Annotated in this window: 14 protein-coding genes, 1 tRNA gene and 1 riboswitch; of the genes, 6 read left to right on the top strand and 9 right to left on the bottom strand. The window is 35.7% G+C overall.

Annotated elements, in window-relative coordinates:
• Positions 1-397: 397 nt before the first annotated feature.
• The 7 genes from AOC36_RS05680 to AOC36_RS05650 form a co-directional block, all read right to left on the bottom strand.
• A tRNA-Leu gene (locus AOC36_RS05680) sits at positions 398-484 on the bottom strand.
• A 709-nt stretch (positions 485-1,193) separates the two neighbouring features.
• On the bottom strand, positions 1,194-2,492 hold the full coding sequence (locus tag AOC36_RS05675; RefSeq protein ID WP_067632318.1) for an amidohydrolase: 1,299 nt from the start codon (positions 2,490-2,492) through the stop codon (positions 1,194-1,196).
• Complete coding sequence (locus AOC36_RS05670) at positions 2,492-4,156, bottom strand: adenine deaminase C-terminal domain-containing protein (protein WP_067632316.1); 1,665 nt, start codon at positions 4,154-4,156, stop codon at positions 2,492-2,494. Before AOC36_RS05670 ends, AOC36_RS05675 begins: the two co-directional genes overlap by 1 nt.
• Positions 4,156-5,202, bottom strand: a complete 1,047-nt coding sequence (locus AOC36_RS05665; protein ID WP_067632314.1) for an ABC transporter substrate-binding protein — start codon at positions 5,200-5,202, stop codon at positions 4,156-4,158. Before AOC36_RS05665 ends, AOC36_RS05670 begins: the two co-directional genes overlap by 1 nt.
• On the bottom strand, positions 5,199-6,185 hold the full coding sequence (locus AOC36_RS05660) for an ABC transporter ATP-binding protein (RefSeq protein WP_067632312.1): 987 nt from the start codon (positions 6,183-6,185) through the stop codon (positions 5,199-5,201). The genes AOC36_RS05665 and AOC36_RS05660 overlap by 4 nt, the downstream gene beginning before the upstream one ends.
• On the bottom strand, positions 6,186-6,965 hold the full coding sequence (locus AOC36_RS05655; protein ID WP_067632310.1) for an ABC transporter permease: 780 nt from the start codon (positions 6,963-6,965) through the stop codon (positions 6,186-6,188). It lies immediately after the preceding gene.
• Positions 6,958-7,791 (bottom strand): ABC transporter permease, encoded by an 834-nt coding sequence (locus AOC36_RS05650; RefSeq protein WP_067632308.1) that lies wholly within the window; start codon positions 7,789-7,791, stop codon positions 6,958-6,960. Before AOC36_RS05650 ends, AOC36_RS05655 begins: the two co-directional genes overlap by 8 nt.
• A 50-nt stretch (positions 7,792-7,841) precedes the next feature.
• A riboswitch (purine riboswitch) is annotated at positions 7,842-7,938 on the bottom strand.
• A 357-nt stretch (positions 7,939-8,295) separates the two neighbouring features.
• Here AOC36_RS05650 and AOC36_RS05645 point away from each other — a divergent pair.
• From AOC36_RS05645 to AOC36_RS05620, 6 genes are all read left to right on the top strand, one after another.
• Positions 8,296-9,009, top strand: coding sequence for an MBL fold metallo-hydrolase (locus AOC36_RS05645; RefSeq protein WP_067632306.1), 714 nt, complete (start codon positions 8,296-8,298; stop codon positions 9,007-9,009).
• Positions 9,010-9,091: 82 nt separating this feature from the next.
• Positions 9,092-9,856: a MurR/RpiR family transcriptional regulator gene (locus AOC36_RS05640; RefSeq protein ID WP_067632304.1), complete on the top strand. Its 765-nt coding sequence runs from the start codon at positions 9,092-9,094 to the stop codon at positions 9,854-9,856.
• Positions 9,857-9,988: 132 nt separating this feature from the next.
• Positions 9,989-10,858: an alpha/beta hydrolase gene (locus AOC36_RS05635; RefSeq protein ID WP_067632302.1), complete on the top strand. Its 870-nt coding sequence runs from the start codon at positions 9,989-9,991 to the stop codon at positions 10,856-10,858.
• 27 nt (positions 10,859-10,885) lie between these two features.
• Entirely contained in the window at positions 10,886-12,130 is a 1,245-nt protein-coding gene (locus AOC36_RS05630; protein WP_067632300.1) for a PTS sugar transporter subunit IIC, read from the top strand.
• 29 nt (positions 12,131-12,159) lie between these two features.
• Positions 12,160-12,888: a ChbG/HpnK family deacetylase gene (locus AOC36_RS05625; RefSeq protein WP_067632299.1), complete on the top strand. Its 729-nt coding sequence runs from the start codon at positions 12,160-12,162 to the stop codon at positions 12,886-12,888.
• Between the two features lie 42 nt (positions 12,889-12,930).
• On the top strand, positions 12,931-13,611 hold the full coding sequence (locus tag AOC36_RS05620; RefSeq protein ID WP_067632297.1) for a DUF554 domain-containing protein: 681 nt from the start codon (positions 12,931-12,933) through the stop codon (positions 13,609-13,611).
• Between the two features lie 82 nt (positions 13,612-13,693).
• Here AOC36_RS05620 and AOC36_RS05615 read toward each other — a convergent pair whose 3' ends face one another.
• Both AOC36_RS05615 and AOC36_RS05610 read right to left on the bottom strand, forming a co-directional pair.
• Positions 13,694-14,590, bottom strand: coding sequence for an RluA family pseudouridine synthase (locus AOC36_RS05615; RefSeq protein WP_067632295.1), 897 nt, complete (start codon positions 14,588-14,590; stop codon positions 13,694-13,696).
• On the bottom strand, positions 14,587-15,411 hold the full coding sequence (locus tag AOC36_RS05610; RefSeq protein ID WP_067632292.1) for a choline kinase family protein: 825 nt from the start codon (positions 15,409-15,411) through the stop codon (positions 14,587-14,589). Before AOC36_RS05610 ends, AOC36_RS05615 begins: the two co-directional genes overlap by 4 nt.
• Between the last annotated feature and the right edge of the window lie 12 nt (positions 15,412-15,423).

Here is a 15,423-nt window from a genome sequence, read left to right as displayed (position 1 = left end):
TTCTTGAGTTATCTTAAACGACTTAAGTGCATATGTGCCATCTTGAAAGTATATCCTGTTTTCTTTGCTCGATCATCGTGAGATACCTTATGTTCAAGTCTTAGGTTTATGGTGGGATCATAGGGTTTTATAGCGCAATCTCTGTTCAATAAAGATTTGGTTGAGGGGTCTGTTAATTCTGCAAATTCTGATGACATAAAAAATCAAACGGAGATCTAAATTTTCATCAATTAAACAAAGAAAACATAAACTGCTATTCGATCTGAAAGATATTCATACATCAGAAATAATTGAATTTAAAAATGAGAATTAGATTGTAAATGAAAAGGTTTTTATACCATCACGCTCTGTTAAAGCATAAAAAAACCACTGAAGAGTGGAATTGTGAATATATATATGGTGCCCAAGGACGGACTCGAACCGTCATGAGTTTTACCTCGCTGGATTTTGAGTCCAGTGCGTCTACCGATTTCACCACTTGGGCATTGCTATAATATAATAGCTCATTACTGTGATTATTTCAAGTAGAAAATAGAAAATAACCACAAAAAATAACGATGAATCAACACAAGCTGATTCTTATGACACACTACATAATACAACTATTTGAAAAGGGATACGCTTTGGTTTTTAATCAATGATTGATTCGTGTGATGAAAACGGAAAGCGTGAAAACTGTGTGAAATTATGAACAATATTGTAAACGTTTTCAAGTTGTTGTATAATCATTTTGTTATTGCCATATGAAGACACTTTATAAGTGTTCTCGATATTATATATCCATTGAGATTTCTGTAGGTAGGTGCCAAATACCTGAGAGTAGCTCTTGATGATATGTAATATTCTCCTTGATAAAACACTCGATAATTGAGTGTTTTTTTCAACCCATTTTGTATCGTATACGACAAACTTTTACTTCTAAGATGCACACGTACAAAATGATTCATGAACATTAACATTGATTTTTTGATTTAAGATCATGGATTGGTGAAAGCCAATCTTTAGAAGGTTTAGATACGGATTTTAGCAATTTCAATAACACAAAAAAGAAACACATATAAAACTGAACTCAATCCAAATCGTTAGTTCAATCATTCTTTTGAGACGTGTAATGGGTTTATTTGTCAATTGCACTCATCACGATGATAAGAAGTGTTCAATATACGTAAAGAAAAAGCACAGATTAGTGTGCTTTAAATGTTCTTTGTATGGGATGCAATCTGTTCGAGTACAGGCATGATTCTCTTTTTTATCGCATTAAGGTCATAATTAACAAGTTTATGATTACTGACTTGTATTACACCATTTACAATCACTGTATGGACGTTTTGAGGTTGGAATTGATAGACAAGTGTTGCTTCAACATCATGGATTGGAAACATATTTGATTGTGTCGTATCAACAAATAAAAGGTCCGCTTTTTTATTAATTTCAAGTGATCCAACTAAATGATCGATGCCCAAAAGTTGAGCACTATTTATTGTCGCCATTTTTAATAGTTCTTTACTGGATAATAGAGCACGATCATGATTATTTGTTTTTTGAGCATACCCTGTAAGACGCATGGTACTCATAAGATCCAGTGTATTGCCACTAATCGGACCATCTGTACCAAGACCAACACATATACCGTGCTCAATCATTGATTTAACATCAACGATCCCTTTGCCTGCTTTCATATTAGCTGCAGGGCAACTTACGACACTCGTGTTTGTTTGCGCGAGTAATTTAATGTCTTTGTTATTTGTATGAATCACATGAACTGCGATAAAGTTATCATCAAGCATGTTTATTGAATTTAAATATTCAATGGGTGACATAGGGAGAAATGCGCGCATTTCATAATCCATTTCTGAGACATGCATCATAACTTTTGTATCTGTTTGTTTTGATAAATCATGGATTTTAATTAGGATTTCCTCACTAAGGGTTGTTGTACCGTGAGGCGCAATCATCGGTGTAATTAATGGATGTTGACGCCACTTACGAATGAGTGCTTTTGTCTGATTGAGGGCAGCCTCTTGTGTTTGATAATCAATTTGAGAATCCTTAACAATAGTCTGTCCCACAAATGCACGGACACCCACTTCATCTAAAACTTCACACACTGAATTTGAATAGTAATACATATCACACAGTGTCGTCGTACCGTTTAATAAGGATTCAAGCGCTCCATAAAGTGATGCGTCACGAACTGTTTGCTCACTCATATATTTCTGTTCCATCGGGAATAGGAACAATCGAAGACGATCGGGCATATCATCTTTGAGTGATCGAAGGGGAATTAATCCCAAATGGGTGTGTGCATTGATCAGCCCAGGCATAACAATCGTATTATTCATGTCATGAACCGTTTCATCGACGATGGGAACCCATTGATCCATGGGTCCCATTTCGATAATTTGGTCAGAATTAATTCGAATATATCCGTGCTTAATAATGGTATCAAACCGATCCAATGTCACAATCGTTGTATTTATAAAGGTTTTCATTATACACTCCAATCTAGAATTTCTTGGGTTGTCGTGTTTACATATCCTTTATCGCTAATTTTAATTTCTGGTGATACAAGCAAGGATAGAACACAGAAACTCATGATTTCATTATGACTGATATATCCTGATTTTGCCATCATATCTCGAATTTTTTCGATTTTAGTTGCGAGTACATCCATTGGTTCTAATGATACAATCCCGCCATAACTTAAAGGAGCGAAGACTGATTCATCGTTGATGCAAATGATTCCACCTTGATTCACAATGATAGTATTTACGGCGTCTACAATTTTTTGAATATCATTGCCCATAACGAGGATGTTGTGATGATCATGTGCCCACGATGTTGCCAGAGCACAAGGTTTATCAAAGCCATTTTCAACAAATCCAAATTTGAGTGGTGCATTGTGTCCATAGCGTTCAATGACACATATAAGGTTCAATCCACACTCTTTCCATGATAATAAACCGTCTTTTACTGGGACTTGAATATGCTTTTCTTGTGTAAAGGTAGATCCCATTTCACGAGACATGATACGCACTGTCTCAACTGCTTTAGATGATGTAACAACAAAATCTTCGTAAGATAGGGGAGCGCGTTTGATTGAATTTAATGAAGCTTCATGAAACGAGGGTATCGGATCTTTGGAAAGTTGATTGACTGATTTCCCAGATTTAAGGACATCATAAATTTCAAAGTGTTCGAGTGACTCCAGTATCACAGCGTCTGCTATTTTCCCTGGAGCAATCATACCACGATCAAAGCGTTGGATGCGTTGTGCTGGTGTGTGGGTTGCAATGTATATCGCATCCACAGGTTTCATACCATATGAAATGCATTTTTTTATCAGATGATTAAGGTGACCTTTATTAAGAAGGTCATCAGGCATGACATCATCTGTGACAAGCGAAACAAAATTGAATAAATCATAGTCAATGATGGTCTCAACCAATGCACGATTCAATGATTTTTCTTGAAGCTGAATAATTAAACCATTGCGTGTTTTCTCTAACAGTGATTGTGGGGTTTGTTGTGTATGATCTGAACCAATCCCTTGCATAATGAATTTTGATAGACCCAGTCCTGAAATGCGTGGAATATGTCCTTCAATTGGATGATTCGGTTTTACCTCTTTAAAGGTAGATACAATACGTTTCGTAAGTGTATCTTCATCGGAAGTAAGATCTTTAAAATTCATGATTTCACCTAAAGCTATCACTTTAGGATGCAATGCAAGTTTTGATACAATTGTTTCATCTACATAACCACCGGTTGTTTCCAGTGACGGATTTGTGGAAGGAACTGAAGAGGGGATGGCATAAAACACATCCAGTCGTTGCGTCTGGTTCATGTATTCGACTAAACCATCATAGCCAAAAACATTACCCACTTCATGAGCATCTGCGAGAATTGTTGTCGTTCCTAAAGGTAACACAGTGTTAGAGAACTCTTGTGGCGTCGTCATGGAACTTTCGATGTGCATGTGGGAATCGATAAGACCTGGTATCATATAACGACCCTGTCCATCTACAAGAGCATCATAGGGAATGATGTCATTCCCTATGTAATAAAATATAGTGTCTTTAATATATACATCAAGCAGTTCAAACTGCCGTTGCGATGTATTAAAAACGTTAATGTTGGTAAAACGTGTAATCATTATTGGTTCATAATACGGTTATATTGGTCAATCCATTCGGACATTAATGGATTAATAAAGCTGTAATCGAGTGCCTTTGCACGATTTGCAATGTCACCATATGTTTTGTTTTGGGCATCTTCATCAGACAATTCAACGTTTGAATTTACCGGTGCTTCGTTTAAGGTTTGTGCTGAAGCATTTTGAAGTTGTTGTTGAACACTGAGTCTGAAGTTAATAAACTCATACGCTAAATCTTTATTCTTTGAGTTCACGTTGATATCAACAGTGTTGAAATTTGCATAAGTTCCAGAAGCAGGAACGATGTACTTAACTGTGTCTAAAGCATTCTTTATAACTGGGAATCCAAAATCACCGACAATTGCGACATCAATTTCACCATTTGCAAACATCATTGCAAGGTCACTTGATTTTGAATATGTTTTCAATACGTTCGGTTTTAGTGCTTCTAATGCGCTAAAAGCAGCAGCACCGTTATCACTCTTAATATCCACGCCTTTCACATCACTAGCCATCACGATTGTAGCTGGACCAAATGTTGTAGAGATGTCAGGAATAGAGATGCGGCCTTTTAGTGAAGGGTCCCATAAATCTGACCACTCTTTGATGTCAATTGATACAGTTTCAGGGTTGTAAATAATTCCAATACTATTGATTGTATAAGCAGGTCCAAAACCAGTTTCTGTAAGTGATTTTGCGCTTGGAATTAAATCTTGAGCATTTGGTATTTTACTGTAGTCAAGTTTTTCAAACAATCCAGCTTCATAACCATCTGCTGCTGCTTTTTGCGATAAATCAATAATATCAACTGTCGAATTTGAATCATTTGCGAGCTTTGTATAGCGTTCAGATGTAGTCCCTGTATCTAATACAATTTTTACATTGAATGCCTCTTCAAAAGGCCCATACACATCTTCCATTAAGACGTCTTCGCTTAAACCCCATGTTGAGATAACAAGTTCTCGCGTTTCTGAATCTTTATTTCCAGTACTACATCCGCTTAAAAGCACTAAAGAAGCGATAAGTCCTAATCCTAATTTTTTCATTTTTCCTCCTGTACATAGCATATTTTATGCTCTGGTAAATCAATAAGTATTGAGCTTGCTTCCTCAATACGTTGAGTGTGGATGCATTTAAGCATTCCAAGTTCAGTATTTAAAACAAGTTGATAACGATTCCCTAAGTATTCATGACTCATCACTTCAGCTTTTAGCCAACCTGTTTGAGTGACTTTAATATCATCGGGGCGAATACATGCTAGGGTATTGGGGTGGTTTTGTGTATCATATGGCAATTTCATGGGATCAATGAAATTTTCAAAACCCACAAATCGAGCAACATATTCCGTTTTAGGTTGTGCATAGATAGTTTCAGGACAATCGAGTTGTTCAATAATCCCATCTTTCATAACTGCAACTCGATCGCTAATCGCAAAGCATTCCTCTTGATCATGAGTTACGAATATTGTCGTGATATTGAGTTCACGTTGAATTCGTTTAATTTCATTACGCATCTGAATACGTAGCTGTGCATCAAGATTACTCAAAGGCTCATCCAACAATAAGAGTTTGGGTTCAATCACTAAAGCTCTGGCAAGTGCAACACGTTGACGTTGCCCACCTGAAAGTTGTTGAGGCACACGGTTCTCATATCCAGTTAGATTACAGATTTCAAGCATCCGGGATACCTTCTCCAGAATGGTTTTCTTGTCCATTTTTCGAAGTTTAAGTCCAAATGCAACATTGTCAAAAACATTAAGGTGGGGGAACAATGCGTAACTTTGAAATACAATACCAAAATCTCGATCATGAATATGTTTGCGTGTGTAATCGTCACCATCAAGTATAAAACTGCCATCTACAACATCTAGAAATCCAGCAATTGTGCGTAAGGTTGTAGATTTGCCACAACCCGAAGGGCCTAAAAGTGATAAGAGTTCTCCTTCATGGATGTCAAGATTTAATGACTTTAAGATTAAATCCTTCTTGTTGTAACTGACACTGATATTTTTTAATTGACCTTTTATCATCTAACGCACCTCCGATAAGCCGATTGTTTTTTCAATAAGTAACATCATCACAAAGGTAATCACCATTAGAATTACCGATAAAGCACTTACTGTAGGGTTGAAGTTATACTCCAAATGATTCATTAATGCAGCAGGTAATGTATTTACGCCCGGTCCCTTTAAGAATAAAGATACGGGTAAGTTATTAAATGAATTGATAAATGACATAATGAGTGCTGCAAAGATAGATCCTTTTAGATTGGGAATCACCACCCGGATGAACGTTTCTACTGGTTTACATCCTAAACTGCGTGCTGCTTCTTCAATGCTTGGATCAAGTTCACGCATGCTTGCTGCAAGTATGCGTATGGTATAGGGCAAAACAATCATGAGATGGCCTAAGATCAACGATGTCCATACAGTTAATCTAAAGGTGAGGGTTAATGTTTTAAATAGTGCAAACCCCATCACAATGCCAGGTACTAAGTTTGGTGATAGAAAGAATGACAAGAGGCGCTGACTCATCTTAGAGTTATTTTTAGTGAGGGCATAACTTGTTGGTAAGCCAATCATCAAACCAATCATCGATGCGATGACTGCAAGGCGAACACTAGTCCATAAACTTGTCATCAAGCTTCGGGTATTTAGTACATCTCCAAACCATTTAAAAGTAAATCCTTGAATTGGAAACTGAATAACAGCAGCTTCTCCAAATGCTGTAGTTGCAATCATAATTAAAGGAAGTCCAATAAATAAAAGAGTGATGAGTGCGATACTGTTTATTCCTACGTTTTTACGCATGTTCATAACCTCGCTTATCAAGCCGTTTGCTGAGTCGATTCATACCTTTCATTACTGTTAATGATAAGACAATCATGATGAGTGAAATCATCCCGGCATTCGTCCAATTGGATAATTGGTTCGCTTGTTGGTATAACAAAGTAGCGAGCATCATATTTTGATTACCCCCTAATAATGAAGGGGTTGTATACGCGCTCAATGTTCCAGTAAATACAAGAACACTACCAACTAAGATGCCTGAGAAACATAATGGAATAATCACTTTAAAGAAGACTTGATATGGTTTTGCACCTAAACTCAAGGTCGCATTCACAAGATCGCTGTCAATGTTCTCCATTACCGATGTTAACGTTGTAATCATAAGTGGTAAAAACAGATAGACAGAACCAACCACAATTGCAAGCTCAGTATACATCAGAGAAAGGGGTTCTTCGATCAGAGATAAACTCATTAAGAATTTATTGATTAATCCATTTCTTCCTAAAACATTCATCCACGCGAATCCACGCACTACAGCGTTTGTAAGAAGGGGAAACATGACAAGCGCCTGAAGTAAACTTTTTACCGATTTCTTTTGGATTGAAATGAAATAGGCAGTAGGTATTCCAAATAATGCACAGATAAGCGTTGTGATCACAGAGAGCTTGAGTGTTCTCCATAAAATTCCTTGGTAAAATGGATCACTCAAAAACGTAATATAATGAGTGAGTGATAATCCTCCTTCTGTGAAAGAAGGGATTACAATCATTACAATGGGTACAATTAGTACAACTGTAACCAAAATAAAGCATGGTAATACAAGAGTTGTATAGATGCTTTTCTTCATTCTTTCCTCCTAAATCTAAATAAAAAAGCTTTCAATCAAATGAAAGAAAGCCAAAAAGAACTTTCTATCATAGTCTGGAATTTACGGTTCCAGGTAGAAACACATTCCCAATTGAATGCATATATGATAAAAATCAATAATCTATTAATCGTAAAATTAATATCCAAATGACACATTTACCCATAGTAGCGGATAATTTGTCAAATCGATATTGGTTCGGTTACATCACGTTTCGCCCCTAGACGTCGTGTAACTGTTCAATTATATAAGCTGACTCCCTTTTTTACAATCCTAAATTACCTAGAATTCCTATAAAATTTTTCCATAATTCGATAATTTAGGTAATCCTGTTATTATTCACAAAATAAATCACGAAACCCATCATGACGATGAAATAATCCCACTAATTTTCTTGTGAAATTCACATCAAAAATGAATGATTTCTCATTTCTTTGACAATACGAGTCGCTACCCGTAGAATAGGATGTAAGGAGGCGGGGAATTATGAGAGTTTTGAAAAAATCATCATTTTATCAGATTACGTTTATGAACCATCTTTTTCCAATTAATTGTTATGTATATGAAGAAGAAGATAGCTTAACACTGATTGATATTGGGACAAAAAGATTTACCAAGCATGTTTTGTCACTCAGTAAAAATTTGAACAAACCGGTAACTCGACTTGTGTTAACACATCCTCATCGTGATCATGTGGCTGGGTTGGATTATTTTTGTTCATCAAATCAAAACCCAATCGATACATTCATAACCAAACGCGATAATTATCTTCTAGAGGGGTGCTTTGATTTACTTGATAATGAAACAGGCCCAAAGATAAAAGGAAGCAGTGTAAAAACCAGTCATAAACCCAATCATTTTGTAAGTGAGGGTGATAAAATCGGTTCACTCGAAGTAATTATGACACCGGGTCATACTCCCGGTTCGTTGTCGTTATTAGATCGATCAAATAAAGTACTTATTGTCGGTGATTTGGTACAAGTTCAAGGCGGATTGTCTGTTGCTGGAGATACACGTTGGCTTTTCCCGTTTGTTACGATGGGAACCTGGTCATTATCAAAATGTATTGAAACTGTAGAAAAAATACTAAACTATGACTTTGACTATTTATGCTGTGGTCATGGAGATGTACTTGAAAATCCAAAACCACAACTTGAAAGGGTATTAGTACGTGCAAAAAGTAAAGTACGTGAAGTATAAAAACAATAGAACTTCAGTTTTCGTGATTGTGATTTATAGTCTTAAACGCTATAATAATAGCTAAAGAACAAAAGGAGCCATCATGACATTTATCTCCAACATTGAAAATAAAAAAAGTAGTTTTACTAAAAATGAAATGAAAGCTTGTGAACGAATCCTAGATAATCTAATGCGCGTTCAAAGACTCTCTCTTACAAAAATGTCTGAAGAGATTAATGTTTCTAAAACTACAATTTTACGTTTTTGCCAGAAAATTGGTTACAGTGGGTATACTGAGTTTCGTTTTGAGTGCATCAAATATGTAAACTCACTAAAGAATATTGAAGAAAAGAATGATGAAAAAAATCGTCTCATCACAAACGTAAGTCAGCGATATATTGACACGATTAGCCAGTTTCATATGTGGCTTGATGATAACGACATGAGACAAATTGTCGAGTTTATAAAAAGTGCGCGGATTATACGTTGTATTGGGGAAATCAACTCATCTGTTACTTGTTATCAGTTACGCTATGCTCTTGCAATGTATGGCTATAATGTTGATGTCTTAACAGCTGCTTCTGAAGTAGTTTCAATTGATTTGTCTACAAATGATTCCGATGTTATTTTACTAATCTCTGCAAATGCAAACCCTGAATCAAACATTATAAAAGAAACAATGCGTCTTGCTGAAGGGTGTAAAACCCCAATAATACTCATTACAATGAATTCACAAACGAGTATCAAACAAAAAGTAGATTTAGCGATCACCTTACCATCCGTCGCATCTGGAAATGAAAGTTCACTTTTGGAAAACGTTCCAATTTATTCTGTGTTTGTACAAGTATTGCTGTCATATTTAAGCTAATAAATAGGCTTATTATTCATATTAAACGTGATAATAAGCTTTTATTTTAATGAACAATGGAATGAATTCCGTTTTTATTGTTGACAATTGGAATATGTTCCGTTACAATCAGTTTATAAAGGAGGAGCAAAAATGGGGAAATTAGATCGTTTAGATGTAAACGCATACACCGGAAAGTTTGATGTCCAATACAGTACGGCATCACCAACCTGTCTTCTTGATATTTACCTACCACAATCACATGATAAACCATATCCTGTTATTGTATCGATTCATGGTGGCGCATTTAAAAAATGTGACAAGCGAGACAAAGAGATGATAGAACCGATGCTACTTGGATTAGATCTTGGATATGCAGTAGTTGGTGTGAATTATCGGCTAAGTGGTGAAGCCCAATTTCCAGAACCGCTTAAAGATATAAAACAGGCATTACGTTTTATTCATGACAATGCACATAATTATAACTTTGACCCGACTAATATTGTAGTTTGGGGTGGTTCAGCAGGAGGCTATTTCTCATTAATGAGTGGATGCATAACTGATGATCCATATTTTGATGAATCGTTTTCTTCAAGTACACGACCATCAATATCGGGGATTGTATCATGGTTTCCACCAATTTCATTTGAGTTAATGGATCACGATCTGAAAGAGTTAGGACTCTTAGAAAAAAGTCCGGACCATAGTGCTGATAATTCACCAGAATCTTTGTTTCTTGGCGAGCCAGTTCTTAAAAGTACTGATAAATTAGCAAGATCAAATCCTATAAATTATATCAACGAATCATTACCACCAATGTTAATCCAACACGGATCAGTAGATCGTGTTGTTCCATACAAGCAGTCCGAGCGATTTGTAAAAGCAACAGATACGTTTGGATTTGCCCAAGGACATATTACATATCAGGTACTTGAAAACGCAAATCATGGAGATATAGCCTTTGAACAGCCTGATAATTTAGAAGTGGTTTATGATTTTATTGCACGCTGTTTTAACCGTTAATGTATAAAAAAGGAGAAGCATACCATAATGGAAAAAATAACACAAATGTTAGAAAATACTTTATTACCTATTTCTGAGAAAATAGCAGGTAATAAAAGTTTACAAGCAGTCTCACGGGGATTTATGAGAATACTGCCTGTTACAATGATTGGATCAATGTTTTACCTGATTGCAAACTTTCCAATTCCTGCATGGACAAATTGGTTAGCAAGTTCAGGGTTAGCTGCTTATGTTTTAATTGCTTATAATGTGTCAATTGGACTTCTTGCTTTGTACACAGTATTCTCAATTGCATATGCTTATAGTGAAGATTCAGGAGAAGGGTTTTCAATTGCTGTAATCGCATTGATTTCGTTTTTAGTCATTACACCATTTGTCACAAGTGAAGAAGGAATTATGAGCTATCAATTTGACTGGCTTTCATCTAAAGGAATCTTTGTGGCTTTAATCACTGCAATTATTGTTGCAAAAATATCAGTGTTTATTATAAAAAACGGCTGGACCATTAAGATGCCAGAAGGCGTTCCGCCTTTTGTAACTCAATCATTTACATCGCTTGTACCAGGCTTTGTATCTGTAGTGCTATTTACAGCTATTACTTATATTTTTAGCTTAACATCGTATGGAAATGTGCATGAGTTTGTATTTCAAATGCTACAAACACCATTGTATGCATTAGGAGGATCACTATGGGGTTATTTAATTGCAACAGTGTTGATTCAATTACTATGGTGGTTTGGAATCCATGGATTTAATGTTGTTATGTCAGTTATGATGCCGATATTCTTAGGAATTGATATGGCTCGTTTAGCTGGTGAAACCACCAATCCTATTGGTATGTCTCTTATGACTGTTGTTGGTCAATCGACATTGGCTTGTTGTATTGTAATGATATTCTTCTGCAAATCAAAGCAATTAAAACAAATCGGGAAAATCGCAACCCCAGCAGCACTATTCAACATTGGTGAACCCATTGTATTTGGAGTACCAAATGTATTGAATCCATATATGTTTATCCCAACTGTAATTCTAGTTCCTGTAGTAACAAACTTATTCTTCTATTTTGGATTTGTAAGTGGTATTGTTACACCATTATCTGGTGCTCAAGTATCAATGCAGGTTCCTGTAATTTTATATGGACTTGTTCAAGGAAATTGGATGGTAGCTATATGGCAAGCGCTTGCGATTCCACTAGCAGTATGTATGTTCTTACCATTCTACAAAATGTATGATAAAACATTACTTGCAAAAGAGAGCAATGATCAAGAATAAATTGATGCCTTTTAGAATGGATGTGTTGTATGCAAAAAAAAATGATTATAAATTCCGATGATTTCGGACTCACAGAAGGGATTAATGAAGCCATATTGAGTTCGTTTCAAAATAATTCAATATCGTCATGCAGTTTGATGGTTAATGTTGATAAAACACAGCATGCAGTATCACTGATGAATCAATTTGGATTAAATGAAGTAGGGGTTCACATCAACGTTACCCTGGGAACCCCAATTTCACCCATTGAGAAAATCCCTTCACTTGTTGACGAAAATGGTATATTCCATTCTTCTAAATGGTGGCTTAATCATACAGTAAATGAACACGAGTTAATTACTGAGTTTGTAGCACAAATTGAACAATTCAAACACTTAACTAAGATGGATCCGGTACATATCAATTATCATCATATGATTGATTTCTATGGTATATATCCTATGCTGTATGAGAAAATCCTATCATATAACAAACCAATGCGGTGTGAATGCTTTAAACAAAACTATCCATTTAAACCGGTGAAAAGTCTTAAAAATTATCTTGAGATTGATCACTATGACTTTTTGTCAATGTTAACAGATGATATTATTGAATTGCCATGTCATATTGGTTATGTTGATGAAGCACTTGAAGCATTAACTAGTTTAACAGATCAACGTGTTGTTGATTATGAAGTGGTAAACAGTAGTGCGTTTAAAGAAGCATATCACCAAGCGGGGTATGACCTTGGAAAATGGGATGATGTAATCTTTGATTAGGCGAACATTTGATGTTCGCTTTATCACGTTTAAGGAGAAATTATGGGAATTATTGTTAACAGCTTATCGGTGCTAATCGGTGGCTTATGTGGTGCACGTTTTAAAGACGGTATCAGTCGTAAACTTAAAGATAGTTTGCCGGTTGTATTCGGCTTATGTTCAATTGTAATGGGCGTTACAAAAGTAATCCTCATGGATAATCTCACAGTTGTTGTTTTATCCATTATTACTGGATATATTATTGGTGAAATGTTACGCCTTGGCGCATTAATTAATGCATTGTGCTCAAAGCTTGCGAAACGTTTTAATTTAAAATCAAAGGTTGGAATGGAGCTGCTAACCGTTGGTTTTGTAACTTTTTGCTTTAGTGGCACAGGATTTTTAGGAGCGTTTTTGGAAGGGTTGACTGGTGACTCCACTATTCTATTATCAAAATCAATTTTAGATTTTTTTACCGCAATTATCTTTGCTTCAATTGCAGGATATGCGATTGGTTTTATCAGTGTCTTCCAAATAATTATTCTAACACTCATTAAAGTGTTATCACTTACCATTGAACCCGCTTTACAAGGGGTTGTCATGAGTAATTTTGTGGCAGTAGGTGGTGTTTTTACAATTGCGATTGGCTTTAAAATGATGAAATTGATTGATTTGGATATTGCGAATTTCTTACCAGCGATGCTACTTGTCATTATCATATCAAACGTATTGCTGATCATATAGAAAAAGAAAACTGAACAGAACCAACGGTTTGATTGTGTCACATTTAATTGAGTGTGAAATAACAATCATTGTTGAATCGTGTTCAGTTTTTTGATGGTTGATCTATGATGTCTAGAGCGTATTGAAGTGTATTTTTTGTAGATATTGAAAACTCAAGCGGTTTTTTTGAAATAGGATGTATGAAAGCAATCTTATAAGCACATAAGGCTTGTCCACTTGCTTGTTTGTCGGGGCCATAAACTTTATCACCAACAAGTGGATGATTGATAAATGATGCATGTACGCGAATTTGATGGGTTCTTCCTGTTTCTAATATACATTCTAATACACAGTATGTCGGATGATTTTCAATAAGCTTAAAATGTGTGAGTGCATGTTTTGATTGAAGTCCGTGAATTGCCATTTTTGTTGGATCTATGGGATTGACACCAATGGGTTCATTAACGTCAGTTTCATCAAATGATGCTTGGTTATGACACACTGCAATGTAGTGGCGATTCAACGTCTTATCGAGCAATTGTGATGCGAGTGCATTATGTGTAATTGAATCTTTTGCGATAACTAAAAGTCCTTCAGTGTCTTTGTCGATACGATGGACAATACCTGGTGTATGGTATAACCCTTGTTGATTGAAATGGTAGACTAAACCATTGAGTAATGTTAACGTAGGTACGCCTTTAGCAGGATGAACCATCAAGCCACGTGGTTTATTTACAACGAGTAAATGATGATCCTCATAAATTATATCTAAATCCATCGAGACTGATTTAATGCGTGTTTCCTTAGGGATATAGTCATGGATTGTAATGATATCACCCAATTTAACTTTAGACTTTGGTTTTGTTGGTTTATCATTCAGTAAAATTAAATGTGATTGAATCATTTCTGTGATCTTTGATCGTGATAAAGGGGAGTGCTCAGTACAAAATGCATCAAGGCGCATGCCGTCAAATGCGCGAGTTACATGATAGTTATTCATAAAGTGCGATCTCTTTCAACAGCTTCTAATAGACGTTTGTACTTTAAGTCTCGAATTGTCAAGAAAATATCGTTGTCATCTTTCTCACACATCATCATGGCCCATGTGCACCACAGGATATGGTGAACGATTTCAAAATGATTAAGTTTGTGTCGAAGTTCAAGTGAAATGGGTTCGTCAAAATAAGTCTCATAAATAAGGTTACGAAGAGAAGGATCTTGAATATCGTTTTCGGTAATAAATGACATAATATCAAAAAGTGGATCGTTGTCCATTGCATATTCAAAGTCAATGAGATAATCCTTTGTATCTGTAAATAAAAAGTTGCCTTCAACACAATCATTATGACAAAGGGTTAAGTTTTCTTGTTTAAGGGTGTCAACATAGGTATCATACATTGAAAGATCATACATAGGATGTGTACATTGGCTTTTATAGAGGTTAATCATATCTCGGATTTGGAAAGTTTTCCCACTTTGTTTATTGAGCGAATGGAGTTTCTTAATCAACAAAGTGGCCCGCTTTGTGAAATTTTCTCGAAAAGTTTGGGCATTTGGTATATAAGTACTGCACTTAACGCCCGTTTGTTTGTTATAATAGACCAGTGGGGTATCAAGATCTAGAGGTTGAATAAGGCTAAGTACTTTTTCTTCGTGCGCGTAATCGAATAGTGATGCGTTGTCTGGTTTAGGTACCCTTAAAACAACTGTCTTATCCTGAAGGCACACTTTATAGTTATTGTTTGTGAGTCCTGTAGGGATTAATGTTACAGTTGTTGGATATTCATCAAATATTTCATGGATTAATTCTTTTATTTTCATAGAGTTAGTATA

This window comes from Erysipelothrix larvae, assembly GCF_001545095.1.
GTDB lineage: Bacteria > Bacillota_I > Bacilli_A > Erysipelotrichales > Erysipelotrichaceae > Erysipelothrix > Erysipelothrix larvae.
This window is presented reverse-complemented; position numbering and strand designations above follow the sequence as displayed.